Origin of the sequence: Ekhidna sp. (assembly GCF_040223195.1) — a bacterium.
In the GTDB taxonomy this organism is placed as follows: domain Bacteria; phylum Bacteroidota; class Bacteroidia; order Cytophagales; family Cyclobacteriaceae; genus Ekhidna.
In genome coordinates this window covers 185,846-208,942 of sequence record NZ_JAVKDX010000017.1, presented here as the reverse complement: position 1 = coordinate 208,942, position 23,097 = coordinate 185,846, and the positions used below count along the sequence as shown (strand labels likewise).

Sequence of the window (23,097 nt, the reverse complement as noted above, 5' to 3'; positions counted from 1 at the left end):
GGTAGCCCTTACCTTTGGAAAATATGGCATCCGATTACACCGAAATCCTAAAGAACATACAGGGGGGGTCTTTTGCTCCGGTCTACTTTCTACAGGGGGAGGAGACGTTTTACATCGACGACATTATTAATAAAATTGAAAATACCGCTTTAGATGAAACTCAACGCAGCTTTAATCAGGTGATTCTCTACGGAAAGGACACCATGCTGGTAGATGTCATTGGTGCCGCACGCAGATACCCCATGATGGGAGACCGGCAGGTGGTGATTGTGAAAGAGGCGCAGGAAATGAAGGATTGGACGAAGGAGGATAAGCAAACGCTGGTGATCAATTACCTGGAAAATCCACTCCCGAGTACCATTCTTGTTTTTGGATATAAATACAAGTCCATAGATAAGCGGACCAGACTTGGAAAGATCATCGAGAAAAATTCCATATTCCTCAACGCCAAAAAACTGTATGATAATCAGATACCTGACTGGATCAGAGGCTACTGTAAGTCTAAAGGCGTGAAGATCAATGACGGAGCGGTGATGATGCTTTCTGAAAATATTGGAAATAACCTACAGCGGCTGGCCAATGAGATTGAAAAATTACTACTCAACATCAAAGATCAGGGGGAGATTGATGCTGCCATGGTTCAGCGATATGTAGGCATCAGCAAGGATTACAACATCTTTGAGCTGCAAAAAGCACTGAGCATGATGAATAAACAGAAGGCTCATAAGATTGCGGATTACTTTGCTGCCAATCCGGGCAATAATCCATTGGTGCTTACGATCTACAGTCTTTTCTCTTATTTCAGCAAGCTATTGCTCATCCACCATTCCAGTGACAAGAGTGAAAAAGGGGTTGCCTCTGCCATCGGCGTGAATCCATTTTTCGTGAAAGAATATTTACAGGCAGCACGGAATTATCCGGTGGGGAAAGTGGTTGAGAACATTAAGTATCTGCATGAGGCAGATATGCAATCAAAGGGGATTGGCTTTGCCACCAAAAAGGATGGCCCTGTTTTAACAGAATTGGTATACAAATTGATGAATTGACACAATTTCGTATCATTTATTCGTTGCTCTTGTTGGTCAAAAACGTTTCTACATTGAGAAAATATTTCTTTCTTCTGGTGACTATCACCCATTACTCGCTGGCTCAAAACGCCGTTCGCAGCGAGGACTTTGTTGAGCTGAGTTCATTCGAAAATTTTCAGGCCAGAAAATATCAGAATGTCATCAGCGAAATCGAACCTAAAACCTCCCGATCGTCAGACGAGGAAATCATTCTCCTATTAAGCGAATTGAAAACCGGGAAAAAAAAGCCTGAAGCAGTAGAGCGATGGTTGGAAACAAACCCCAAGCACCCGATAAATCCACTAGCCAGCTACCACCTCGGGGAATACTACTTCTATGACGGGGATTCCGTCAAAAGCCGCCAGTACCTCTCATCCATTTCACCCAATGATCTCACGAGAAGAGATCGCGCATCCTATGGCCTTATCTATGGGATCCATGAGTTGGGAAATGAAAAGTATCAGGACGCTAAGAACCTCTTTGAGTTTGCACGAAATAGTGATTTTAGCGAAGAAAGCAAGCTGAATTACTACACAGCTTATACCGATTATCATTTGGGTGATAACGACGGGGCACTGGCAGGATTCAATCGGGTGAAGAATTCCGAAGAGTACGGCAATTCATCCAGGTTTTTCATTGCTAAGATTCAATTGGAGAAAGGAGAGATCGATGCTGTCATTGCGCTGGCCCAAAATGAGCTTTCGGAAGAAAGATCCATCACCAACTCAGGATTCTATCAGCTGGTTGGCGAAGCATATGCTTTAAAGAATGATAAAGCCAAAGCGGATGCTTTCTTTGAAAAAGCCATTGAGGTTCACCCGGGCAAACCCTCTGCGGCATTGTATTACCAGGCCGGGGTTTCCAAATTCAAAATCGGCAATGAAGAAAAAGCCATTGCATTTCTGACCCAATCAGGTATTCAGGGCGGTGAGTATGCGCAGCTTAGCGCATTCCAACTCGGGAGATTATATGTCAAAAAGAAGGAGTTTGAAAAAGCCCTGACAGCCTATATAGAAGCTTCCACTTCTGAGAACGAAACGATCAAGGAAGAGTCACTCTATGAGGTAGCACATATAAATGCCCGACTTGGATTCTATTCTGAGGCAATCAATTACAGCAATGATTACCTCACCGCATTCAAAGAAGGAAAGCGGACGGGAGCCATCCAGGATTTGATCGTGCAATCATATCTGCGCACATCCAACTATGATCTGGCCATAGAGCACCTGAATCGAAACGGAATCAGCAATGAGACGCAAAAGAATGTTTATCAAAAGGTAACGTTTCAAAAAGCCCAATTACTTTTCAATGATGGCGAATTCACTGAGGCAGACAAATGGTTCAGGGTAAGCCTCAAATACACACCCGATCAGCAGCTAAAGAATCTGGCAAACTACCATTTGGGGGAAATTGCGCTCAGATCAAATAGCTATGATCAGGCCATCACCTTTTACAAAAGCCAATCTACCCTTGATCCTGTATCAAACTATGGGCTGGGCTATGCTTACTACAATAAACAGCAATATGGGGAGGCGGTTCCTTATTTCAGAAAGGCCAGAAACTCAGATAAAGCGAACCTTAAGAATGATGCTAGCGTTCGCCTGGCAGATTGCCTGTATGCTACCAAAAGTTATCAGGAAGCTTTTAGTATCTATGATCAATTGAGCACTCAGCTAACGTCCCCGTATTTGACCTTTCAAAAGGGGGTAACATTGAAAAACATCGGAAAAGGCCAGGAGGCTATTTCGAACTTCAGATCGATCTTCTCTGACACCCGCTACGGTGCAAACGCCCTTTTTCAGGCAGGCATGATTGAGTTTGAAGCTGCGGACTTCAAAGATGCCGAACCTTACTTTTCTCGGGTGATTCAGTCATTTCCCACAAGCAGTGAGGTAGTGGAATCCCTATTGAACCGCGGAATTTGCAAAAAGAACCTGGGTCAGCTAGAAGGGGCTAAGGCGGATTACGAAACGATCCTGACCGATCACCTCAACAATGAAATTGCCCTGAATGCCATTCTGGGTCTTCAGGAGCTTCAGCAGGCCGGCGTTTCGGTGAATAACCTGGATAAATACATCGCCAGCTACAAGCAGGCCAATCCGGAAAGTGGAAGCCTGGAGCTCATCGAATTTGAAGCTGCGAAAAGACGCTATTTCGACTTTTCTTACGTAGAAGCAGCAAAGGCATTTGATAAATACCTGGATGACTATCCACGCAGCGGCAATCGCACAGAGGCCAGCTACTACCTGGGGGATTCCTACTACCGGATGAATGACTATGCGAAAGCAAAGCCGGTATTTGATGAATTGAAATACATAAGAAATGCGCTGACAGGACGGATCCTCAGCAGGCTGGGAGAGATCAACAGACAGCTGGGCAATAAAGAAGAGTCTGAGGAAGCCTACCGGCTGCTGATCAGCCTCAATTTAACACCAAAAGACACCTACAACGCCCGCCAGGGACTGATGACGATGTATTTTGCGAGCGGCAGCCATGATGAAGTAATTGCTATGGCCAATCAGATCCTCCAGGCTGACTGGAAGCCCATCAATGGTGAGCAGGAGGCACTTCTACTCAAAGCAAGAAGCTGGATGGCGCTAGACAATCCGGAGCAGGCTGCTCAGAATTTTAAAGCCCTGAGCACCGGCAAGGATGTTTTTGCTGCAGAAGCCAATTACTATTTAGGGCTGATATCCTACCAGCAGGAAGAATATGAGAAGTCGCTCGACCTGCTCTTTGATCTGAATACAAACTTCGGCAGCTACACCATCTGGGTAGACCGGTCTTATTTGCTCATTGCAAAGAATTACATCGCCAAAGAAGAATTATTTCAGGCGAAGGCAACTTTAAGGTCAATCATTCAGCATTCTAATAATGAGGATGTTAAGTCTGAATCTCAGAAACTATTGAACGAAATAGAGCAACAGGCGGCAAGTGTGGATTCAACCCAAACAGGAAACTAAGATGAGAGCATATATATATATAGGATTGATTTCCTTTTTGTGTTTTGGTGCTCACGCGCAAAGTGACTCAACTAAAACCGGCCAGGTCGTTTCCGGAGAGGTGGTCATTGAAAAGGACAAGAAAATCACTTTGCCGCAGGCAGACAAAATCTTCTTAAAAAGTGAGCCCAAATCTTTCCAAAATGATCCGATCAATGTGCAGTTTAATGTGCAGGAGCCATCCTTCGAATGGCCGGATTACAAATCAGATGTCCCATACCAGTTTGTGCAGGATCCATATCCCATTGAGGAATATCAGAATTACGTCAAGCTGGGATACGGAAACTATGGCTCCCCACTTCTGGAGGCCGGATTGTTCAAAACTTTTGGAGGATTTTCCACAAACACGAAGTTGTTTTACGAAAGCTTCAAGAGCGGACCGGTCAATGATGAAAACAGTGGCAACAGGCTGGGAGGAGTTGATTTAGGCGGAAGCTACACTACGGGTTCGATCGTCATCAAGCCCTCCATTTCATTTCAACACAGACAATACAACTTCTACGGAAACGCCGACAGACAAAACACCGGCTATGATACGGTAGTAGAGGAAGTGCTATATGATCAATTCAATTTGGGCGTATCCCTATCCGGGCAAAGTGAGGAAGTGAGCTATGAGATTCGCCCCTCATTTGGTTTGAGCAATCAGCGCATAGATGGGGGAACAGATTTAAATAAAGAGTCTGTATTCAACACAACCGGAAATTTTAGCTACAAGATCGATGAGGCCTTTACTACCGGCTTTGAACTGGAGGGAAACGTTTCTTCTTATGACGGAGGACTATCATACGACCGTTCCTTGTTGAATGTCAATCCATGGGTGACGCATTACAGGGAGAACCTATCCATCACCGCTGGCTTCATGATTTCGTCAGGAAAAGTAGGTAGTGGATCAAAAACAGGCTTTTATCCCAACATCAGTGCCGAATACGACCTTTCGGATAAGTGGACAGTCTTCGGTTTGTTTTCCGGCGGCCAATCCTGGAATGGGCTGAGTCAGCTACTGGATGAGAACGAATTTCTGGACGATTCCCTTGCTATCACGCACACGGAGTACACCACAAAGTTTGGTGGCGGCATCAAAGGATCACCGATCAAAAACATGCTTTTTGAGGCTAGTATTACCAATTCAAGTACGAAAGGGCTGCCGTTTTATACCCCATCAGTATCCGATTCTTCCCGATACATCCTTTCGTATGACACAGAAAATGTGAATATACTCACGCTGGAATCGGGCATTTCCTACATGCCTACCACCACCAGTACGTATGGAGCCAAGCTTCAAATCAATGGCTATTCGGTGGAATCACTGGATCGTCCGTGGCACAGGCCATCGTTTGTTTTCGAAGCATACACCAGTCACAATATTCAGGAAAAACTCATCGTTTCCGCTCATTTGACAACCATTGGCGGCATCAGGGCACCCGCCAATGTGGACTTTGGATACGTGAAACTCCCAGCATTTACGGATATCGGCATTGGGGCTAAATACCTAATTACACAGAGGGCCTCAGCATTCATTGACGTAAATAATTTGCTTAATAATGAATACGAACGATATTTGGGGTACCCGATCCGAGGACTCGCTTTCAAGATTGGTGGTCAGTACCGTTTCTGATCCCAATATTTCCTAATAATTAATTTTATTTTATCTTGGTTCGGTCAATAAAAGATACCTATGGCTAACGACGATAAAAACAAAGACAAAGAACAAGACGACTTCTTCGGGGATGATGAGGATTTCGGTCTGCCAGAGTTGGATTACGAAGCGTTGGATGATGACGATTCTAGCGATACCGAAAAAACCGCTTCAGAAGAAACCCCTGCCGAACCGGAAGAGGAAACCGTAGAAGCAAGCAGCGATGATGACTCTGTCTTTGATAGTGATTCGATGGACGACATGGATGACATGGATATGGAAGACATAGGGGATATGGACGATATCGACATGGATGATTTGGGAGATATGGAAGGGATGGAAGACGAAGATGACGAGGAAATCCCTGATCAGATTTCCGATGAAGAGTTGGCAGCATCCATGAAAGAAGAGACATCAGATGAGGCTGAGACTGAGGATGTAGATGATTTTTATGAAGAGGAATCGTTTGACGATTTTGATGCGTCTGGCGATGACGATGACATGGACGATATCTCAGATTCTGTATTTGACAGTGACGTATTGGATGAGGATGAGTTTGCTCAGTTTGAGAAAGAACTCATGGAAACAGAAGAGGATATGTCTGACATGACTTCTTTTGAGTCGGATGATACGGATGCGCCTGCACAGAGCAAGGGCAAGTTTGCCAAAGTGGTGATATTCGGCGTAATCATATTTGCATCGCTGGGTGCGGCATTCTGGTTTTTATCTCCAATGGGTGGCGGTGAAGAGGGCGAGAAGAAGCCTGTGGCTGAAAAGACCACCAAGCCCGAGACAGAAAAGCCTGCCGAGACCACACCAGAAGAAACTACGGAGGAAACTCCAAAGGAGGCAGAAAACAATACACAGACCCAGGCCGCTAAGCCTGCAAACAATCAACCTAAAACAACTCCCGCAGCTAAGAAACCTGCTGCAACGAAACCCAAGGCTGTTGCTTCAAATCCGGGCACTGTAAATGAGCTCACGGACAGAACAGGGAACATGTACATCATCATCGGCAGTTTCCTTGACCGGGACATGGCGATTGATTTTGCCAATGAACTTTCTGCAGCGGGCAAAAGCCCATCTGTGATTCCTCCATTCGGAAAAGCGGTGACTCATAGGGTGGCCATTGCGGGATATGGATCACTGGCGGAAGCCCAGCGGGCAATCGACGGATTCAAGTCAGAGTTTGGAAACGATATTTGGATTCTGAGATACTAAAGAGCACTAATCTTTCGATTATTACGTTCAGTCTGTTTGAATGGCTATGCGTCATTCGTTTAACTCAAGATAAAAAGAACATATGCTTATTAGTGTTATGCAAGATCCTCTAATGGAGGGTCTGGAATCAGAAGAATCAATTTCATTGCTGGAATTACTAACGAATGGGGGCTACATGATGATCCCCATTTTGCTATTGTGGATGGTGGCAATCTACATCTTTGTGGAGCGCACCCGCACCCTTAGTGCGGCATCCAAAACCCCCGAGTCTTTCAAAGATCAAATCCGGTCGTTGGTTATTTCCGGCGACATCAGCGGTGCGCTGATGCTATGTGGGAAGACCGATACCCCCGTGGCGCGCATGATCGAAAAAGGGATAAGCAGGATCGGAAATCCACTGAAGAATATTGAAGTAAGCATCGAAAATGTGGGTAAGCTTGAAATCTACCGGCTGGAAAAAAACCTGAATTTGCTGGCCACCATTTCAGGTGCCGCACCGATGATCGGTTTCCTGGGCACTGTTACCGGGATGATACAGGCATTCATCGCCATTGCGCAGGAAGAGGGGGCCGTGAGCCCAAAGCTCCTTTCTTCAGGCATCTATGAGGCCATGATTACAACCGCAGCAGGGTTGTTTGTGGGCATTTTAGCCTATCTGGGATACAACTACCTCGTATCCAAAGTAGGGAAGTTGATCCACACTATGGAATCCAATGTGATAGATTTCATTGATCTCCTTCAGGAACCTAAAAAGTAGGCCATATAGCCTCAAATTATCGTATGGATCTAAAATCTAAACATAAGGTCAATGCCAGCTTTAGCATGTCATCAATGACGGATGTAATCTTCCTTTTGCTAATCTTCTTTATGCTGACCGCCTCTTTTATTACCCCGTCCGGGCTGCCGGTCAATTTGCCTTCTTCCAGGTCGTCAGAAATTGTGATGCAGAAAGTGAGTGTGACCATCACCAAGGACCTGCGCTATTTTGTAAACAACCAGCAGGTGAACAGATCGTCCCTTCAATCTGTTTTAAAGAATAACCTCACCGGAAAAGAAGGCATAGTGGTTTTGCACTGCGATGCTGCCGTGCCGGTGGAGCGGCTGGTGGAAGTAGCAGGTATTGCCACCGCATTAAAAGCTAAAGTTTCGATCGCAACGAAACCGGAATAATGGACGAGAGAGAAAAAAAAGATGAACGAAATAAGCGGATCGGGTGGCTGACATCTGTCGGTGTTCAGCTCCTTCTCCTGATTCTTTTCTATTTCATTGTGGCCTGGAAAGAGCCCTTTCCGCCCATTCCTGAGTATGGCATAGAGCTTGGGTTCACCACCTCAGCCGGTGCACCGGCCCGATCCACACCCTCCAGGCAGGCACCTGAAGAAGAGGTGGACGAGCAGGCCGAAGAAACCCAATCGACCACCACAGAAAAATCCGTGGAATCTCAGGAGCAGACTGTGACGGAACAACCCGTAACAAAATCCCAGGTGGAGAGCCCCGTGAAAGTGGAAGAAAGCAAAGCCACCGAGACCAAACCCGCAGAAGTGAAGCAGGAAGTAGACTCCAGGGCGGTGATGAAATCATCCGAAACGGATGCAGACAAGACCAGTGACAACCCTTCTGAGGGCGAAGAAGAGGAACCCACCGTGGATCAGCGTGCGATCTATGGCAGCCAGGGAAACAACACCGGTGATGCTGAGGGAGCTAATCTGGCTCTATCAGGGTGGATATGGGATTCCAAGCCCAAGCCCGATGACACGTCAGATCAGTCTGGAAAGATTGTGTACAGGATCGTGGTGGATCAGGACGGATACCTCGTTAAAATTGAAACCATCACCTCTACCGTATCTCCTGCCGTAGAGTTAAAATACAAACAAGCCGTTCAAAAGCTTACATTTAGTAAGACCTCAGACTATAAGGTTGCCCCTCAATCCACCGGAACCATTACCTTCATTATCAAGTCCAAATGACGTACGACGAGACACTCGGGTATCTTTTTACCCGGTTGCCCATGTATCAGCGGGTAGGGAAGGTGGCCTACAAAAAAGACCTCACCAATACCATCCAATTGCTTGATTTCCTGGGCAATCCACACCGTGATTTCAAAAGTGTACACATCGCCGGAACCAATGGAAAAGGCACCTCGGCCCATGGCATAGCGGCCGTGCTACAAACAGCCGGCTACAAGACCGGCTTGTATACTTCGCCGCACCTCAAAAGCTTCACCGAACGAATCCGGATCAATGGATCGGAGGTTTCCAGGGAGTTTGTCATTGATTTCGTGGAGCGGATCAAGCCCGCGATTGAGGCAATCAATCCGTCCTTCTTTGAGATCACTGTGGCGATGGCCTTCGAATACTTTGCTGCGCAAAAGGTGGATATTGCCGTGATAGAAACAGGGCTCGGTGGCCGGCTAGACAGCACCAACGTAATCACCCCGGAAGCCTGCCTCATCACCAATATCGGGCTGGACCATACGGACATGCTGGGGGACACCCTGGCGAAAATCGCTTTCGAGAAAGCCGGAATCATCAAGCACGGCATCCCTGTGGTGATCGGGGAGTTGATGCCGGAAACCCAACCTGTATTTGAAGAAAAAGCGAGACAGGAAGAAGCACCGATGATCTATGCCCCGCCCAAAGAGTGGAAGCCCAAAACCCTCGTCCCAAACTACCTGGTAAAGAACTTTTCGGGGATCTATGCGACCATTGGGGAGCTGATCAGGAAAGGGTGGAAAATTACCGAGGCAGACATTTTGGACGGATTGGACCACCTCAATGCGCTCACCGGACTGAAAGGCCGCCTGCAGGTGCTCTCTGAGCGCCCACTTACCATCGCTGACGTAAGCCACAATACCGAAGGATTGCGTGTGCTTTTTAGTCAGATGGATAGCTTATGCACAGGGACTATCCTCCTCGTGTTTGGCACGGTAAAGGACAAAGACCTGAACCCCATCTTCCAAACGTTCCCCTCCAATGCCCGTCTGTACTGGACCCAATCTTCTGTGCCGCGCGCCCTTCCGGTGGAGGAGCTGGCCATACAGGGCGTGATGAACGGAAAAGAGGGGGAGTGCTTCAGGGAGGTGAATGAAGCCATCAAGCAGGCAAAGGAAAAGGCAGGGCCCGATGACCTGATCCTGATTACCGGCAGCACCTTTGTGGTGGCTGAAATTGAAGGACTTTAAGCCCCCATCTGACACCCCAAAAACAAGAAGGCGTGATCACTCTCAGAACCACACGTGGTTTCGTCCTCAATCACACGTGGTTTCTGAGCACACCTAAAAAACGCCCTTTAAGACCATATAAGTACTTTTTGATAGAGCGCTTCTAACTTCTCAGATGCATTTGAGGAGGGAGGTGATGGCACTTGAAAATCAACGAAATTAACCGCACCCAATTCCCAGCCAGTTTCTGGGATCTTTAGATATCATGCTTCTCAGAGTTCGCTCTACTTATTCCACCAACCCCATGGTGACTCTGAGCGGGGAGAAAGCTTTCGGAAAGTTTCAAACTTTCCGAAAGGTAGGTTTAATGCACTATTTTATAATTTCCCCTCCGTGGTTTTCACAAACCATTGAAGCGATCGATTCGTGAGGACACGAACCGAGGCTGAGGGTTTTTTAAGTAGGTAAGAATCGTTGTTTAAGCCCATATGAGGGGTTTTGGGTGGATGGAAGTTACGTGTCAAAGCTGGTGGAAGCTTTCATTTTGTCAACCATGCGCTATAACGAATGCAATAGATGATTTATCTGAATGACTAATACTTACCTGCCAGTTATTTATTCCAAGACTATCGGCTATTTCCTTAACTCTGCCAGTAACTTCAATCGTTGGCTGTCCGTTCGGAAGTCTAAGAATTACAATATCTCTCAAGGAAATCCCATCTTCCATACCAGTGCCTATTGATTTTAGAAGAGCCTCTTTTGCAGCAAACCTGCCGCATAGAAATGTGATGCTGCTGTTTTCCTCGTAAAGGTCGATCTCATTCTTAGAGAATATCCTTTCAAGGACTCTTTTGTCAGAATTCCAATTTAATTTGTCGGTTACTTCGTGAGAAGTTATATCGCATCCTATTCCAATGATCCTAGACATTTCTCCTTTCGAATTGAGCTGTGCCTTCAATCATGTCATAATGAACTCTTCCTCCATTATTTGAACATAAATCTCGAAATAGCGAGTATCCTTTAAGAATGGCTTTTTCCCAATCTTTTTTAGATTTTATACTCACCTCAAATGGAGAAGTCATTTCTTTTATTTCATCAAGTAGTGATTCCTCCAACCGAGTTTGGTCTTCAAATAATCGCCTTTTCCGGGCTTTATTAAAAACCATCAGGGATATTGCTTCCTCTGTTATTGTTGCACGAGCTCCATCCTCTGTTTCGTCAATAAGTGGAACACTTTTGCGCTTTCGTTTCATAAGAGATCTGGTACAAGGAGACCAGCCTAAGAGGGCAGCATATGTATAGTGAAATACATCGTGGAACCTATATCCGTCCTTTTCTTTTGAGTTGTCATCAATCAGATCACCTGATTGGATTCCATTAATGGAAACTCTTGTCTTTGTTTTTGATCCAACAATTATCGATTCAAAATCCACACTGAATTTTCTAGGAAACTGCTCCATTGGATCAAAATCTGAATCAAAAAAAGTGTCAGTTTTTTTCATTTCCGTTTTTTGTTGTGGGTTCATTCAAAATTCGTTCCTTCTTTTTCTCCAAGCTATCAATTTGCAGTAATAACTCTTTCTTATGCTTAAGTAGCCCATTAAGAGTAGCCTCCATTTCTATCAGTTCAGCCTTGTCATTATTGCCATCTTTTAATCCCCTTGCATAGATGCCCCACTCCAAAAACAAGTTAAAACCAATAACTATAATTATTCCTAAGCCTGTTCGATAGATATAATTTCTTGATGTAGCTTTTGCATCTAAATCTTGATAATTTTTAGTGGCTTTTGTGTCTAGGTCTTGATAATTTTTATTAATCTTTTCAAGCAATACGTTTGGGGAGGCAAGTTCACTTAGGTTAAGATGATCGATATAATCGAGTGGAATACTGTCCAATCCTTGATGTTTACCATTGTATTGATCTGTATCACTTTTGGGAACATCTAATTCAGCAAACCAGATAAGAAAATACTGCGATCCTCTCTCAAGAGAAATTGGACCTGAACCAGCATTATAAACTGAGAAAACTAACTTTCCTTCAAATCCTGGATCAACATGGAAGCCAGAAACATTTATCAAACCTCTAAGTTTAATACCGGCCTTAATTGAAATAAAGGCAATTTTATCCTTGGGGACTCGAATACTTTCTTCAGTTAGTAGTAGGACAAATTGACCAGGGTTTATAACAACCTGTTCTTTTTTCTTTGTAAGTTCTCTTCTCTTACCGTCAACTGAATCTGTCTCAAACACCTCATCACCGAGCGATAATTCATATGCTCCATGCTTGATCTTTGCAGACAATTTTGACGAATCAGGTGTGGGGCTGATGATATTTTTAGATTCAATTAATTTTTTTAATTTCTCTGATCCTAAATAAGCCATATGCCTTTATTTAAATGTTTCTAAATGACCTTCCTTTTCAATATTTTCATTAATTCCCCATTTTGGAGGGAACCAAAATCTTAATGCTTTAGAGTTTACTCTATAGGACTGTTTTATTTTCGACCTATCACTATTTCCTTTTATTTCTGGGTGTTTTACTCTGGCATACTTATCAACTTCACAAAAGATATTTTGACAATCTATTAGCTGTAATGGTCGACCCCACAGAGTGTTGAATTTGAGCCCTAGTCTTTCAAATTCCAGTTCTTGCCTGTCAGTCATGAGCTTTATTACCTCCACATCACTGAGACCAGCTTTATCACTAAAACATTTACTTATCCCACCTTTGGCGCCTGGCCCTGGTACTACAAATTCAGATTCTGAAAAATCAATAATGGGAGAGTAATTAATATCTATTAAAAGTTGATATGCCAAGAAATCGCCTAATCCAGGAAAGCTCTTTATTATTTCAAAAGCCTGTTGCATCCTATTAGCATCTTGTAGTTTTAAGTGAGTATCCTCGCTAACCATTAACTCGATTAGCTTCAAATGATTTGAATGTTTGCGTTCAAAACCAAAGGTTGATCTGCCAGACGGCATTATGTAAGCTGCGGAATAGATCTTTTTTTTGTGAATTAGGGCATCAGTCAGAATATCATCGAACAGCGAAAAACAATAATCTTCAAATGTCAGAAGTCCAATTCTTTCTCTTAATAGCTCCCAAGTTTCAATTTTGTTGAATAGCTTGAACAGAAGAATTCTAAAAAGAACCTCCTTCGGAGAGTTTGGGAATTCATTATTGTAAATAACATTTCGGATTAAATATTGACTTACTCGATCCGATGCTCTGTAAACATTCGTAAATCGATATTTAGTAATGATTGTATCATTGGACCATGGATATGGCTTGTTTCTTAGTCGATTAAAAAAGGCATCCTGCCTCAACGCAGCAAACCTCCAATAACTATCATAAACTTCCGTTATCTGCGCTGGATACAATGGAGTATGAATCTCAACTTGAGCAACATGCGCGACCTTTTTAGAATTTTTTATCATATCCATTCTCAGATACTTAGCTCTAACTCTGTTTCTTCTAAAAGCTTTTTCGCCTCACTTTTAGCAATTTCCAATTTTTCAATACCTATGAAGCAATTAACTTGATCCAATTCGCAACCAGTTTCCTTTGCAATAAATTTTCCCAAATTGACCAACCCCAACCAGTTTCCATATGCTTTCCGATATAGAAGTTGAATTGCATAAAAGCTATTCAAAATAATACCTCCTGTATCCGACTTGTAAAATGTAACGTGTTGAAGGCAAGGAAAACCTTGATACGCTGAATTGATATGATCCAAGGTTGGATCAAAAACAGAGGCTTGTAGTTTTGATCTCCTCTTGACACCATCAATTTTATTCACTGAGCTAATTATTATTTCAAGTTGATTTACTCCGCTTTCATTCCCATAAGAAATTAATCTTCCGAAGTAAGTTCCTTTTCGATTGCTTTGGTCAATTTTCATTATTCGTGGAAGGTTCTTGGTATACTCTTTATAGAGTTCAAACCTATCTTCATCGAGGTATCTATATAAAGAATCAGGAAAAATTGTTTCGGCAACAGTTGTTATGGGATTCTGTCCATTTTTTTTAAGACTTTTATCAAGAGTTTGCCTTACTTCCTCATTTTCATCAAATCCCGTTAGAGATATTAATAAAGGCGTAATCTCATTTGTTCCTGAACTCGATAAGATGTTATTGACTGTTTTACACCATGCCACGGACAGATTAGTTTCTTCAATAATAATTGATGATTTACTCATATTTCTTTGTTTTCTAAATGACGATATTCTGCCAACCCCACATAATTTTTATTTTGTATTCTGACGAAACACCCAGTTTTTAAACTTTCATTATTTAATCTGGTAATTCCCCCGTATACCGCTTTAAAAACACTACTTATTCCTACTTCTCCTATTTTTACTAAATGATCACACTCTGCTTCATATCCAGTCGGGAGAATCAGTAAATTGGAAACTTCTAAATCAATGGGGATGCCAGTACCGAATTCATCCAAGATTTTGTAGTGAGTAGGTTGAGATTTTCCGAGTAATCCCTTCAAAATTTTTGCTGGGCTGTGTTTAAGCAAAGTTTTTTCTCTGTCAAAACCAATTAATCCATTTATTCTACAATGAGTTACTATGGTTCCATATCCAACCCCGAATATCGAGGCGATAATCATGAAGTCCAAAGGGCTACTCTTCTTTGGATCTTTGCCTCTTTGGATAAACTCGGCTTGTAGACCTGCCAAGGGCATGAGAAGTGCTCCCGCAAAAGAATCAACTAAAATTTCCTCATTATTATAAGAAGCATTCGCTCGCTCTTCGTCGGTCATCATGTCAACGCGTGTACCATGTCCGAATCTATGATGACCCAATTCATGTGCACAGGAATAGTTCCTTCTTGGTAATGGTCGTTGGTTTGAAAGGAGAATAGTAGGATGATGACCTTGATCAGAATACATACCTTCCATATTGACGTTCACAAAACGAACATCGATTCCCAGACTTTTGCATATATCATAAATATTGAGTGGCTCATATATTGATAAACCTAATTCCATTCTTACTCTATCAGCCTCCCTTATGGCATCTGTAAATAGTTGGTGGTTCATAATCAATAACTATTTACGAATCATTTTTAGCAAATCCATTACCTTTTGAAATTCTTCAGGGTCAAGCTTACTTAACTCCCTCGCGGCTAGCTTTTTTTGCGCTTCTTGAACCGTGTCCTGATCTTCATCTTCGAGAAGGAGCCACGATTTATCAACTCTGTATATATCTGCGAATTGAATAGCCTCTTGCAATGTCACCTTGCGTTTTGCGGATTCAATTTCAGAAATGGCAGGTCTTGGAATTTTCATTAGAGCAGCCGCCTGGTCTTGCGACAAACCAGCCTGATTACGAGCCTGCTTTAGACGAAGTGCAATTTGTTCTTTATCGGATAACGTTTGTTTATTTTCCATTCTTTACAACAGTTAAAAGTTTCTTAGCTGCACCTCTGATCGAAAGTTGTTGTCGATTGTTGCGGTCATGAAATATGTAACAATTGTCAGGAATGTGAATATCTAGTCTAGTCGCAATCCTTCCCATTACCGTAAGCAAGATTTGGCTCTGAATACCACATGCCCCGGGAATAAAGTCTCCATTGATCGTGTGATCAAGCTTAAATTTCTTTTTGATTTCATCTATTGAAGAAACCAACTCCCTCTCTACAGTTTTAATATCTAATATCATAATTGTAAGATTATCTTACAAAGATAGTAAGATTATCTAAATATCAAAACATTGTGAGTCAACTCTCGAATGAAAAGAAAGAATTGCCTCATGGCTAGCATTAATTAGGACTCTGAGATTGAAAATAAAAAAGGCTGTTCATTCCCTTTACCCGGTCACCAGCTTGCGCATGTAGTCCGCATTGATGTATTGCAGCTGCCCGAAGATGCTATTGTGGATGGTGGCATTGCTGGAAGAGAAGTATTCATTGATGGCGTCATACATTTCTGATTTGCTCAACCTCCCGTCCCGGTTGATATCCAGCTCTTTAAACGCATGGATGATGGACCCTCTGTTGAGCCCCAGGATTTGATAGAGCGTTTCAAACTCATCAAAATCAATGAAGCCGTCTTTGTTGTGATCGCACAGATCAAAGAGGAACCGAACCACCGAGGCAGAAAACCACCGAATAAAATATGATTTTTCCCGCCCTTCATTGGAGCGCTTAATGATCCGGATCCATTCGTGTATGGTGATTTTTCGCCCTTTCCCTTCAGACTCCATGAGCAGCCGGTCAAAGTTTTTGATGGTCATGTACCTCAGGTACCTTTTCTCTGCCGGGTTGAAGAGGCCCTTGCGGGTTTGGTAAAGACGCTCAAGCAGTTCATCAAAATCCCTGGGCTCCAGCACGCCATCTTTGTTGGCATCCATCAGGTAGAAGAATAGCATCCACTTGCGTATGGTATCGGTTATCAGCACGATTCATTAGACTTTATGCATCGAATCTATACAAGAGCGGCGAGACTTTTTAGGTTGTTTCGGTGTAATGAGCCATTATAGGTACGAGCTGTAAGCTGGCGGCAGGCAGGGAAGGATTGAGGAATAAAGTGAAGAGATCGAAAACAGATCAAAATATGCTAAGAAATCGTTACACCGCTAGCGCGCGTTTGCAACGCGTGCAACAGAAGTTCTATCTTTAGGTCATGTCTGAGAAATACAAGTTTGGCAATCAAGAAGGGCTATATTTTGTCACATGCACGGTGGTTCATTGGATTGACCTTTTCACTCGTAAAGAGTTAAGGCATGTAGTGATTAATTCACTTAAGCATTGTTAGAAAGAAAAAGGCTTGTCTATTCATGCCTGGTGCTTAATGCCCAGCCACTTGCACATGATCGTCAGTAGCAAAGATCAAAAACTATCAGAAATCTTCAGAGATTTTAAGAAGTATACATCTAAAGCGATTGTTGCAGAACTTGAGCAAATAAATGAAAGTAGAAGAGAGTGGCTGCTAAAAGCTTTCAGGAAAGCAGGGCAGGATTTGAAGCGCATCAGTAACTATAAAGTTTGGCAAGATGGCAACCAACCGAAAGAAATCGAAACGAACGGGTTTCTGGATCAGAAGTTAGCCTATATACATAACAATCCTGTGGAGTCAGAGCTGGTTGATGAGGCGGAGCACTATTTATATAGTTCAGCGCGTGATTATTGCGGTCACAAGGGGTTGTTGGATGTTGAGCTATTAGATTAGAAGCACGCGTTGCAAACGCGCGCTAGCATGATTGATATTCACGTATTTAAAAATTCAAAGATTCTTCACATTCGTTCAGAATGACACTTTTGAGACAGCTTCTTACTCAATTTTCAGTCACCTGAAACTATTAATCCTCACCCAAGTGCAGGTGATGCACATGCTCATCTATCAGGTCTATCTGCTTGGTCACCTCAATCACGTATTTCTTCAGTTCGGTTTCCAGTGCTTTTACTTCCTGCTTGTATTCCTTTCCGCCCGCAGCACCCAGGTTCTTTTCTATGTCGTTGTAGGTGTTGCATTCCTGGTGAATAAACCGACGGAAGGCCTTGGTGGTGTACTCGCTTTCCAGCGTCTGGATATCGTCCAGCGTCAGCTTGGCTTCTGCGTCTTCATTCGCGGCAAATTTCCGGGTCACTATTCCATACAGGAGCGTGTCGTAATGGTGAATTTCATCCAGCATGTCAATGATTTTCTTTCTGTACTGGGATTCCCCGCAAAAGTTGCCCAACCCTTCATAAGTTTGCAGCATTTCTGCTTCAGCATCCCATTTGATGGTAAGGTCATCCACGGCTTTCACTACACTGGCTTCATCTTCCTGAGAGAAAGCACAAAAGGTAAAAAGGCATAGGGTGGTTAGAAGTGAGATCGCTTTCATAGTTTTTTGTTTGAACTGGTAATTACTTTGGCTAAGAAAAATAAGTTAACGAAGTTTTCCGAAAATATGGCAAGTAAAAATGTCATTGAGCCGGGAAAAGAAATTTTTGAGACCATCCACGGAAAGTGGAGCACCTTCTTTGGGAATGATCATGAGCTGGTGATAGAGCTGGCCTGCGGGTGGGGGGAATATACCCTTTCTCTTGCCGAGGAATTTCCGGACAAAAACTTTGTGGGCATTGATATAAAAGGGGACAGGGTGTGGAAAGGCAGCCAATATGCACTGGCAAATAACCTGAATAACGTGGCTTTTTTGCGCATACATATCATTGAGATATTGAGCGCTTTTGATCAAAATGAAGTGGATGAGATTTGGCTCACCTTCCCCGATCCCCGGCCCAAAGACCGGGACGAGAAGCACAGGCTGTCCAATAAAAGCTTCATGGAAAAGTACCGACAGATCCTGAAGCCTGAGGGCTGGTTTCGGTTCAAGACAGACAACACCGAATTGTTTGAATACACCCTTCAGGTGCTCACAGCGTTTGACATCCGCGACCATGAGTTCACCTTTGACCTGTACAATTCCCCACTGTGGGAAGAGCACCACGGCATCAAAACCAAGTATGAGAAAATCTGGACCGAAAAAGGGGAGAAGATCAAGTACATGAAGTTTCGATTTGCGTGATCCTCAAGGGAACCTGTTTCGGTTTGATTTTGTATTTTAGGCCCGGTTTTAAAGAAGAATAAATGATAAAGAAAATCCTACTCCTGCTGGTTGTTTGTGTAATCGTCCTGCAATTTTTTCGTGGGTCAGAGCCAGAGGTTCGATTCGACAATCCAGATGATATTTTCCTCCATGTGGAAGCCCCGGATCAGGTCAAAAACATCATGCGAACAGCCTGCTATGATTGCCATTCGATGGAAACAAAGTATCCGTGGTATACCTGGGTTACGCCTGTTTCCTGGTGGGTTTTTGAGCACATCGAGCATGGCCGGGACGAGCTAAACTTTTCCGAGTGGGCCAATTTTGAAAAGCGCAGGAAGGTGCATAAGCTTAAGGAAATTGCCGAAGAGGTGGGAGAAGGGGAGATGCCGCTGGAGTCTTACCAACCCATGCACCCGGAAGCAAAGCTCACACAGGAGCAGCGCGACCTGCTCATTGAATGGTCTAAGGGCTTAGCCGCTCAAATGCAGCAGGGGGCAGAATGATCCTTTAGGATTCATATGCTATTTTTATCATTCTTTAAATAGCATAATAGATCCTTATGAACCTGCATCAACTGGAATATGCCCTCACCCTGGAACGCCTCGGCTCATTCACCAAGGCCTCCAAGGTCCTGAATGTGACACAACCTGCCCTCAGCCTTCAGATAAAGAACCTGGAAAACGAGATCGGTATTGCTTTGTTTGATCGCTCCAAGGCGCGGATATCACCCACTGAGCAGGGCCTGAAGTTTCTCCTGAAAGCCGGGGAGATCGTGATGGCCGGCAAGCAGCTCAAGGAATACGCCATGACCCTTGGGAGTCAGTATGGGGGCGTTTTAAAGTTGGGGATCATCCCTACCTTATCGCCCTACCTGGTACCCTTGTTTATTGATCCGCTCCTGCAAAAATACCCCGAATTAAAGCTGGAAGTTTTTGAATTGCTCACCGAAGAGGTGCTTCAGAAAATCCGGCTTGGCGATCTGGATGGTGGCATCATTTCCACACCGATCGATCGGCAGGGAATAGTGGTTACGCCGCTCTTCTATGAGTCCTTTTTCCTTTACAAAAACCATCCTGAGGATGGTGTGAGATCGCTCAAAGTGTCCAACATTGATATGAATGACCTCTGGCTGCTGGAGGAAGGTAACTGCTTTCGCGACCAGGTCAATGACATCTGCTCGTTCAGGGGCAAAAAGGAGGATGCCCACCTGACGTATCACTGCAGCTCCATTGATTCCCTGATCCGGATGGTTGATCATAAAGGGGGTGCGACCATCTTGCCGGAGCTGACCACCCTAAGCCTGGATACCCGCCAGGAGCAAAATCTGATCAAGCTGGAGAATAAGGTCCGGGAGGTGGGGTTTGTCACCCGCAAACTCACCGGCAAAGAACACCTCTTTGACGTCCTAAATGAGCAAATAAAAGCCAGCGTGCCAGCGCCCATGCGTGAGAAAAACGGGAGGGAAGTGGTGGACCCGGGAATCGTGGAAAGCTGGAAAAGCTAAAAGAGCGAGCCTGTTTTAGGAAGTGCTTGCCTTTTCAGGTGCTTGAGGTACAATTGAGCACATGCATTTGCATCGCTGAGCGCATCATGGTGCTGAAGAGGGATTTTGTACTTCTTGCTCAGGTAGGCCAGGCCCCTGCGATAAATAATCCGTGTGCATCGCACCTCAAAGTGCGGCTGGGCTATGTCATAATATGCCAGTGCATTTTGCAGGCAATTCACATCAAAAGCCGCATTGTGAGCCACCACCACCTGATCTTCTATCAGATGCCGGATGTCAAACCACACCTCTTCAAAGGGTGGTGAATCCAGCGTGTCTTCGGGTTTGATCCCGTGTACTTCTATGTTCTTGTAGAAATACTCATTTCGCGGGGGCTGCACCAATCGATTTACCTGCTCCGCTATTTCACCATTTTCTACCCTCACAATTCCCACCTGGCAAATGCTTGCCGGATTCCAGGTGGCCGTTTCAAAGTCGAGGGCAGAAAAGGATTCGAGATTCATCGAAGATTTAAAGTTCAGCGTCAAACTTAAGTCACTTGATTACAAAGGTTTATATATTCTAATCTATTTTTGAAATGCTAAGAACCGCCACTATGCCGAGATTATTTCTTGCAATCTTGTTAGTCCTTGCCGGGAGCCATCTGTCTGCGAATGGTGATTCATGGCAAAAAATTCTGAAGAATAAGAAAGGGACGGTCAAATTCTATTGGTATCCCAATAACGTCATCATCGGAAATTCCTTGGATATCATAGATGGAATAGAGCATGATTTGGCACTTTCATTTGCCTCCTACCTCGAATCCATGTATGGTGTGGAGCTGGAGCTTCAATGGATCGAAACGAAGAGCTTTGAAGAGGTGATGGAGTTGGTGCGGGTTGGAGAGGGTGGCACTTTTGGTGCATCATCGTTATCCATAACCCCACAACGACAGCAGTCCTTCAATTTTACTGAGCCATACATGGCCGACATTGCCGTGCTGGTATCCAGTGCGGACATTCCTGTGGCACTTTCGGAGTATCAGCTGAGCAAAGTGCTGGAAGGAAAAACGGCTGTATCGATCAGAAACACCACGCTGATTGAGGCACTCAATAGATTGAAGGATAACCTGGGAGTTGATTTCAATATTGAATATGCCACAAACAGCGGCAATATTTTAGACCAAATAGATGGAAAGGGAAACAGTTTCGGATATGTGGATATTGCCAATTTTTTAGTCGCCGTTGATAACAACGTCAATGTGAAACGTCAGTTCTTTTTCCCGGTAAAGCTGGAAGGGCTGGCGATGATTTTTCCAAAAAACAGCGATTGGATTAAGCCTGTCAACGATTATTTCAATAGCGCCCGGTTTCTGGAAGATCGTGCGAGGATCATTACAAAATACCTTGGAGAAAATGCAAGTGAGATAATCAACAGGATTTCCAAATCTGCCGAGATTGGGCCACTAGAGGAAATTGTGCTCTCCAACAGGGAAAAGGAGGCACAGTATGAGCGCCTTTTGGAAGCGGCACAGCGGGATAAGGATGCGGACAAGCTCAGCATCATTCTCATCGCGATTATAGTGGTAATCGCCGTGGTGCTTATGTTGGTGTATGCGCTCTACAGGGTCAAATCCAAAAACACCAGCCAGCTGCTGGAGCAGCAAAGGTTGGTTGAGGAAACCAACAATCAGCTCCGCAACCTCAATGAAGAAAAGAATAACCTGATACAGGTACTTGCTCATGATTTACGGGCGCCACTATCTACTTTGTCCGGCGGGGCAGACATGCTAAAGGCCAAAGAAAACTTGAGTGAGGAGGGAGAGAAGATTTTGGGGTTCATGCACCAGTCGTCAGAAAAGATGCAAGGGCTCATCAATAAGATTCTGGATGTGGATGCCATAGAAACCGGAAAGCATAATCTCAAAATCGAAGAATTCGATATACTGGAAGTGATCCGGCAATCCGTGCATGAGAATCAGCAACGAGCCGATGACAAGTCAATCGCATTGGAGATGGACGAAGCATCGAGCTTAACCGTAAAGGCCGACAAAGTGTACACCCTTCAGGTGATAGATAATCTGATCTCGAACGCAATCAAGTATAGCAATGAAAGCAGCAGGGTAGTAATATCCACGGAACCCCGGAGTGAGATGGTACAGATATCTGTGAAAGACCAGGGGCCGGGTTTGTCAGAGGATGATAAGAAGAGGATTTTCAGAAAGTATCAGCGCCTGAGCGCCAGGCCTACCAAAGGGGAATTATCCATCGGCCTGGGGCTTTCCATTGTCAAATTGTTCACTGAGCGAATGGGAGGTAAGGTGTCATTTGATACTGAATTGAGGAGTGGGACTACCTTTCATATTCAATTGCCAAAAGCTTAGTCTTCCTCGATTACTTCCAGCACATCCATGATTTGCCCGTAATCCTTAAATCCTGGTCGTTCTTCCTCGGTAGCCTCCAGTTCCAATCCCGGGAACTTGGCAAGGGCAGGATCAGTAGAAATACCATAGCCTTTCAGCAATTTGAGGTTGCCATTATAGTAACCGATTTGCGCATCCAACTCATCAAACAGTTCAGGATTGCCGGACTTAATACAGACCATCTTCACCAACTCATCCAGATAGCTCAAATTTGATTTTAAGGTATCCAGGTCTTCACCGCTATGAATGGATAATTGGAAGATGATTGGTTTGCCCAGCAGGTTCACGCCTTCCACAAGATCCAAATCAGCTATTTGAATATAATCCACAGGGTAATTCTTAATAGCCGTCTTGATTTGCTCAAGCGAGGCACGTTGAAACTCTCCCGCAAATCCTACGCCCGCCACCCATTCGGTTATTTCAGCAAAATCACTTTCGCTCACCCTTGCTTGGGAAGACGGATCAATATTAAAACCCAGTACATCCACCATCATGCCGGCACAATACCGCGCATCGGATAGGTTATTGATATTGCTGATTTTGACAAACGTTTTTAGTCCCAT

General features: G+C 44.1%; 25 protein-coding genes. 13 read left to right on the top strand and 12 right to left on the bottom strand.

Annotation, left to right across the window (positions count from 1 at the left end):
* Nucleotides 1–23 precede the first annotated feature (23 nt).
* The 8 genes from holA to RLN88_RS11425 all read left to right on the top strand — a co-directional run bounded on the left by holA (nt 24) and on the right by RLN88_RS11425 (nt 10,107).
* Complete coding sequence (gene holA / locus RLN88_RS11460) at nt 24–1,046, top strand: DNA polymerase III subunit delta (protein WP_350221544.1); 1,023 nt, start codon at nt 24–26, stop codon at nt 1,044–1,046.
* Nucleotides 1,047–1,099: 53 nt separating this feature from the next.
* Nucleotides 1,100–4,030, top strand: a complete 2,931-nt coding sequence (locus RLN88_RS11455) for a tetratricopeptide repeat protein (protein WP_350221543.1) — start codon at nt 1,100–1,102, stop codon at nt 4,028–4,030.
* A gap of 1 nt (nt 4,031) precedes the next feature.
* Nucleotides 4,032–5,684, top strand: coding sequence for a TonB-dependent receptor (locus RLN88_RS11450; protein WP_350221542.1), 1,653 nt, complete (start codon nt 4,032–4,034; stop codon nt 5,682–5,684).
* 60 nt (nt 5,685–5,744) lie between these two features.
* A complete protein-coding gene (locus tag RLN88_RS11445) occupies nt 5,745–6,926 on the top strand; it encodes an SPOR domain-containing protein (protein WP_350221541.1) in 1,182 nt (393 codons plus the stop codon).
* Nucleotides 6,927–7,023: 97 nt separating this feature from the next.
* Nucleotides 7,024–7,683, top strand: coding sequence for a MotA/TolQ/ExbB proton channel family protein (locus RLN88_RS11440; RefSeq protein WP_350221540.1), 660 nt, complete (start codon nt 7,024–7,026; stop codon nt 7,681–7,683).
* 23 nt (nt 7,684–7,706) lie between these two features.
* A complete protein-coding gene (locus tag RLN88_RS11435) occupies nt 7,707–8,096 on the top strand; it encodes an ExbD/TolR family protein (protein ID WP_350221539.1) in 390 nt (129 codons plus the stop codon).
* Nucleotides 8,096–8,893, top strand: coding sequence for a hypothetical protein (locus RLN88_RS11430; RefSeq protein WP_350221538.1), 798 nt, complete (start codon nt 8,096–8,098; stop codon nt 8,891–8,893). Before RLN88_RS11435 ends, RLN88_RS11430 begins: the two co-directional genes overlap by 1 nt.
* Nucleotides 8,890–10,107: a bifunctional folylpolyglutamate synthase/dihydrofolate synthase gene (locus RLN88_RS11425; protein WP_350221537.1), complete on the top strand. Its 1,218-nt coding sequence runs from the start codon at nt 8,890–8,892 to the stop codon at nt 10,105–10,107. Before RLN88_RS11430 ends, RLN88_RS11425 begins: the two co-directional genes overlap by 4 nt.
* A gap of 526 nt (nt 10,108–10,633) precedes the next feature.
* Here the strand turns inward: RLN88_RS11425 and acpS are convergent.
* The 9 genes from acpS to RLN88_RS11380 form a co-directional block, all read right to left on the bottom strand.
* Nucleotides 10,634–11,014: a holo-ACP synthase gene (gene acpS / locus RLN88_RS11420; protein WP_350221536.1), complete on the bottom strand. Its 381-nt coding sequence runs from the start codon at nt 11,012–11,014 to the stop codon at nt 10,634–10,636.
* A complete protein-coding gene (locus RLN88_RS11415; RefSeq protein WP_350221535.1) occupies nt 11,007–11,588 on the bottom strand; it encodes a MazG C-terminal domain-containing protein in 582 nt (193 codons plus the stop codon). Before RLN88_RS11415 ends, acpS begins: the two co-directional genes overlap by 8 nt.
* Nucleotides 11,575–12,468: a dCTP deaminase gene (locus RLN88_RS11410; RefSeq protein WP_350221534.1), complete on the bottom strand. Its 894-nt coding sequence runs from the start codon at nt 12,466–12,468 to the stop codon at nt 11,575–11,577. Before RLN88_RS11410 ends, RLN88_RS11415 begins: the two co-directional genes overlap by 14 nt.
* Nucleotides 12,469–12,474: 6 nt before the next feature.
* Entirely contained in the window at nt 12,475–13,530 is a 1,056-nt protein-coding gene (locus RLN88_RS11405) for a nucleotide kinase domain-containing protein (protein WP_350221533.1), read from the bottom strand.
* 2 nt (nt 13,531–13,532) lie between these two features.
* Complete coding sequence (locus tag RLN88_RS11400) at nt 13,533–14,285, bottom strand: thymidylate synthase family protein (RefSeq protein ID WP_350221532.1); 753 nt, start codon at nt 14,283–14,285, stop codon at nt 13,533–13,535.
* Nucleotides 14,282–15,136, bottom strand: a complete 855-nt coding sequence (locus RLN88_RS11395; RefSeq protein WP_350221531.1) for an ImmA/IrrE family metallo-endopeptidase — start codon at nt 15,134–15,136, stop codon at nt 14,282–14,284. The genes RLN88_RS11400 and RLN88_RS11395 overlap by 4 nt, the downstream gene beginning before the upstream one ends.
* 9 nt (nt 15,137–15,145) lie before the next feature.
* On the bottom strand, nt 15,146–15,487 hold the full coding sequence (locus RLN88_RS11390) for a helix-turn-helix domain-containing protein (RefSeq protein ID WP_350221530.1): 342 nt from the start codon (nt 15,485–15,487) through the stop codon (nt 15,146–15,148).
* Nucleotides 15,477–15,758 (bottom strand): hypothetical protein, encoded by a 282-nt coding sequence (locus RLN88_RS11385; protein ID WP_350221529.1) that lies wholly within the window; start codon nt 15,756–15,758, stop codon nt 15,477–15,479. Before RLN88_RS11385 ends, RLN88_RS11390 begins: the two co-directional genes overlap by 11 nt.
* A gap of 147 nt (nt 15,759–15,905) precedes the next feature.
* Nucleotides 15,906–16,496 (bottom strand): EF-hand domain-containing protein, encoded by a 591-nt coding sequence (locus tag RLN88_RS11380; RefSeq protein ID WP_350221528.1) that lies wholly within the window; start codon nt 16,494–16,496, stop codon nt 15,906–15,908.
* Between the two features lie 368 nt (nt 16,497–16,864).
* Here RLN88_RS11380 and RLN88_RS11375 point away from each other — a divergent pair, with 368 nt between their 5' ends.
* Nucleotides 16,865–17,266, top strand: a complete 402-nt coding sequence (locus RLN88_RS11375) for a transposase (protein ID WP_350221527.1) — start codon at nt 16,865–16,867, stop codon at nt 17,264–17,266.
* Nucleotides 17,267–17,396: 130 nt separating this feature from the next.
* Here RLN88_RS11375 and RLN88_RS11370 read toward each other — a convergent pair whose 3' ends face one another.
* On the bottom strand, nt 17,397–17,924 hold the full coding sequence (locus RLN88_RS11370; protein ID WP_350221526.1) for a hypothetical protein: 528 nt from the start codon (nt 17,922–17,924) through the stop codon (nt 17,397–17,399).
* 6 nt (nt 17,925–17,930) lie between these two features.
* On the opposite strand from RLN88_RS11370, the gene trmB reads away from it, so the two are divergent.
* From trmB to RLN88_RS11355, 3 genes are all read left to right on the top strand, one after another.
* Entirely contained in the window at nt 17,931–18,608 is a 678-nt protein-coding gene (gene trmB, locus RLN88_RS11365) for a tRNA (guanosine(46)-N7)-methyltransferase TrmB (protein WP_350221525.1), read from the top strand.
* A 62-nt stretch (nt 18,609–18,670) separates the two neighbouring features.
* Complete coding sequence (locus RLN88_RS11360; RefSeq protein ID WP_350221524.1) at nt 18,671–19,132, top strand: heme-binding domain-containing protein; 462 nt, start codon at nt 18,671–18,673, stop codon at nt 19,130–19,132.
* Nucleotides 19,133–19,188: 56 nt separating this feature from the next.
* On the top strand, nt 19,189–20,133 hold the full coding sequence (locus RLN88_RS11355; protein ID WP_350221523.1) for a LysR substrate-binding domain-containing protein: 945 nt from the start codon (nt 19,189–19,191) through the stop codon (nt 20,131–20,133).
* On the opposite strand, the gene RLN88_RS11350 is transcribed toward RLN88_RS11355, so the two are convergent.
* Nucleotides 20,130–20,636 (bottom strand): 3'-5' exonuclease, encoded by a 507-nt coding sequence (locus RLN88_RS11350; RefSeq protein WP_350221522.1) that lies wholly within the window; start codon nt 20,634–20,636, stop codon nt 20,130–20,132. The two genes, RLN88_RS11355 and RLN88_RS11350, sit on opposite strands and share 4 nt — an antisense overlap.
* Nucleotides 20,637–20,728: 92 nt before the next feature.
* On the opposite strand from RLN88_RS11350, the gene RLN88_RS11345 reads away from it, so the two are divergent.
* Complete coding sequence (locus tag RLN88_RS11345; RefSeq protein ID WP_350221521.1) at nt 20,729–22,495, top strand: ATP-binding protein; 1,767 nt, start codon at nt 20,729–20,731, stop codon at nt 22,493–22,495.
* Here RLN88_RS11345 and RLN88_RS11340 read toward each other — a convergent pair.
* Nucleotides 22,492–23,097: a hypothetical protein gene (locus RLN88_RS11340; RefSeq protein ID WP_350221520.1), complete on the bottom strand. Its 606-nt coding sequence runs from the start codon at nt 23,095–23,097 to the stop codon at nt 22,492–22,494. The two genes, RLN88_RS11345 and RLN88_RS11340, sit on opposite strands and share 4 nt — an antisense overlap.

What these genes read in the sequence shown, in the direction of transcription:
- RLN88_RS11340 (WP_350221520.1), bottom strand. Translation starts at nt 23,097, where the DNA reads ATGGGACTAAAAACGTTTGTCAAAATCAGCAATATCAATAACCTATCC.
- RLN88_RS11350 (WP_350221522.1), bottom strand. Translation starts at nt 20,636, where the DNA reads ATGAATCTCGAATCCTTTTCTGCCCTCGACTTTGAAACGGCCACCTGG.
- RLN88_RS11360 (WP_350221524.1), top strand. Translation starts at nt 18,671, where the DNA reads ATGATAAAGAAAATCCTACTCCTGCTGGTTGTTTGTGTAATCGTCCTG.
- RLN88_RS11410 (WP_350221534.1), bottom strand. Translation starts at nt 12,468, where the DNA reads ATGGCTTATTTAGGATCAGAGAAATTAAAAAAATTAATTGAATCTAAA.
- RLN88_RS11400 (WP_350221532.1), bottom strand. Translation starts at nt 14,285, where the DNA reads ATGAGTAAATCATCAATTATTATTGAAGAAACTAATCTGTCCGTGGCA.
- RLN88_RS11430 (WP_350221538.1), top strand. Translation starts at nt 8,096, where the DNA reads ATGGACGAGAGAGAAAAAAAAGATGAACGAAATAAGCGGATCGGGTGG.
- RLN88_RS11440 (WP_350221540.1), top strand. Translation starts at nt 7,024, where the DNA reads ATGCAAGATCCTCTAATGGAGGGTCTGGAATCAGAAGAATCAATTTCA.
- RLN88_RS11370 (WP_350221526.1), bottom strand. Translation starts at nt 17,924, where the DNA reads ATGAAAGCGATCTCACTTCTAACCACCCTATGCCTTTTTACCTTTTGT.
- RLN88_RS11445 (WP_350221541.1), top strand. Translation starts at nt 5,745, where the DNA reads ATGGCTAACGACGATAAAAACAAAGACAAAGAACAAGACGACTTCTTC.
- RLN88_RS11425 (WP_350221537.1), top strand. Translation starts at nt 8,890, where the DNA reads ATGACGTACGACGAGACACTCGGGTATCTTTTTACCCGGTTGCCCATG.
- RLN88_RS11395 (WP_350221531.1), bottom strand. Translation starts at nt 15,136, where the DNA reads ATGAACCACCAACTATTTACAGATGCCATAAGGGAGGCTGATAGAGTA.
- RLN88_RS11435 (WP_350221539.1), top strand. Translation starts at nt 7,707, where the DNA reads ATGGATCTAAAATCTAAACATAAGGTCAATGCCAGCTTTAGCATGTCA.
- RLN88_RS11415 (WP_350221535.1), bottom strand. Translation starts at nt 11,588, where the DNA reads ATGAAAAAAACTGACACTTTTTTTGATTCAGATTTTGATCCAATGGAG.
- RLN88_RS11450 (WP_350221542.1), top strand. Translation starts at nt 4,032, where the DNA reads ATGAGAGCATATATATATATAGGATTGATTTCCTTTTTGTGTTTTGGT.
- RLN88_RS11390 (WP_350221530.1), bottom strand. Translation starts at nt 15,487, where the DNA reads ATGGAAAATAAACAAACGTTATCCGATAAAGAACAAATTGCACTTCGT.
- RLN88_RS11405 (WP_350221533.1), bottom strand. Translation starts at nt 13,530, where the DNA reads ATGGATATGATAAAAAATTCTAAAAAGGTCGCGCATGTTGCTCAAGTT.
- holA (WP_350221544.1), top strand. Translation starts at nt 24, where the DNA reads ATGGCATCCGATTACACCGAAATCCTAAAGAACATACAGGGGGGGTCT.
- RLN88_RS11385 (WP_350221529.1), bottom strand. Translation starts at nt 15,758, where the DNA reads ATGATATTAGATATTAAAACTGTAGAGAGGGAGTTGGTTTCTTCAATA.
- acpS (WP_350221536.1), bottom strand. Translation starts at nt 11,014, where the DNA reads ATGTCTAGGATCATTGGAATAGGATGCGATATAACTTCTCACGAAGTA.
- RLN88_RS11355 (WP_350221523.1), top strand. Translation starts at nt 19,189, where the DNA reads ATGAACCTGCATCAACTGGAATATGCCCTCACCCTGGAACGCCTCGGC.
- RLN88_RS11345 (WP_350221521.1), top strand. Translation starts at nt 20,729, where the DNA reads ATGCCGAGATTATTTCTTGCAATCTTGTTAGTCCTTGCCGGGAGCCAT.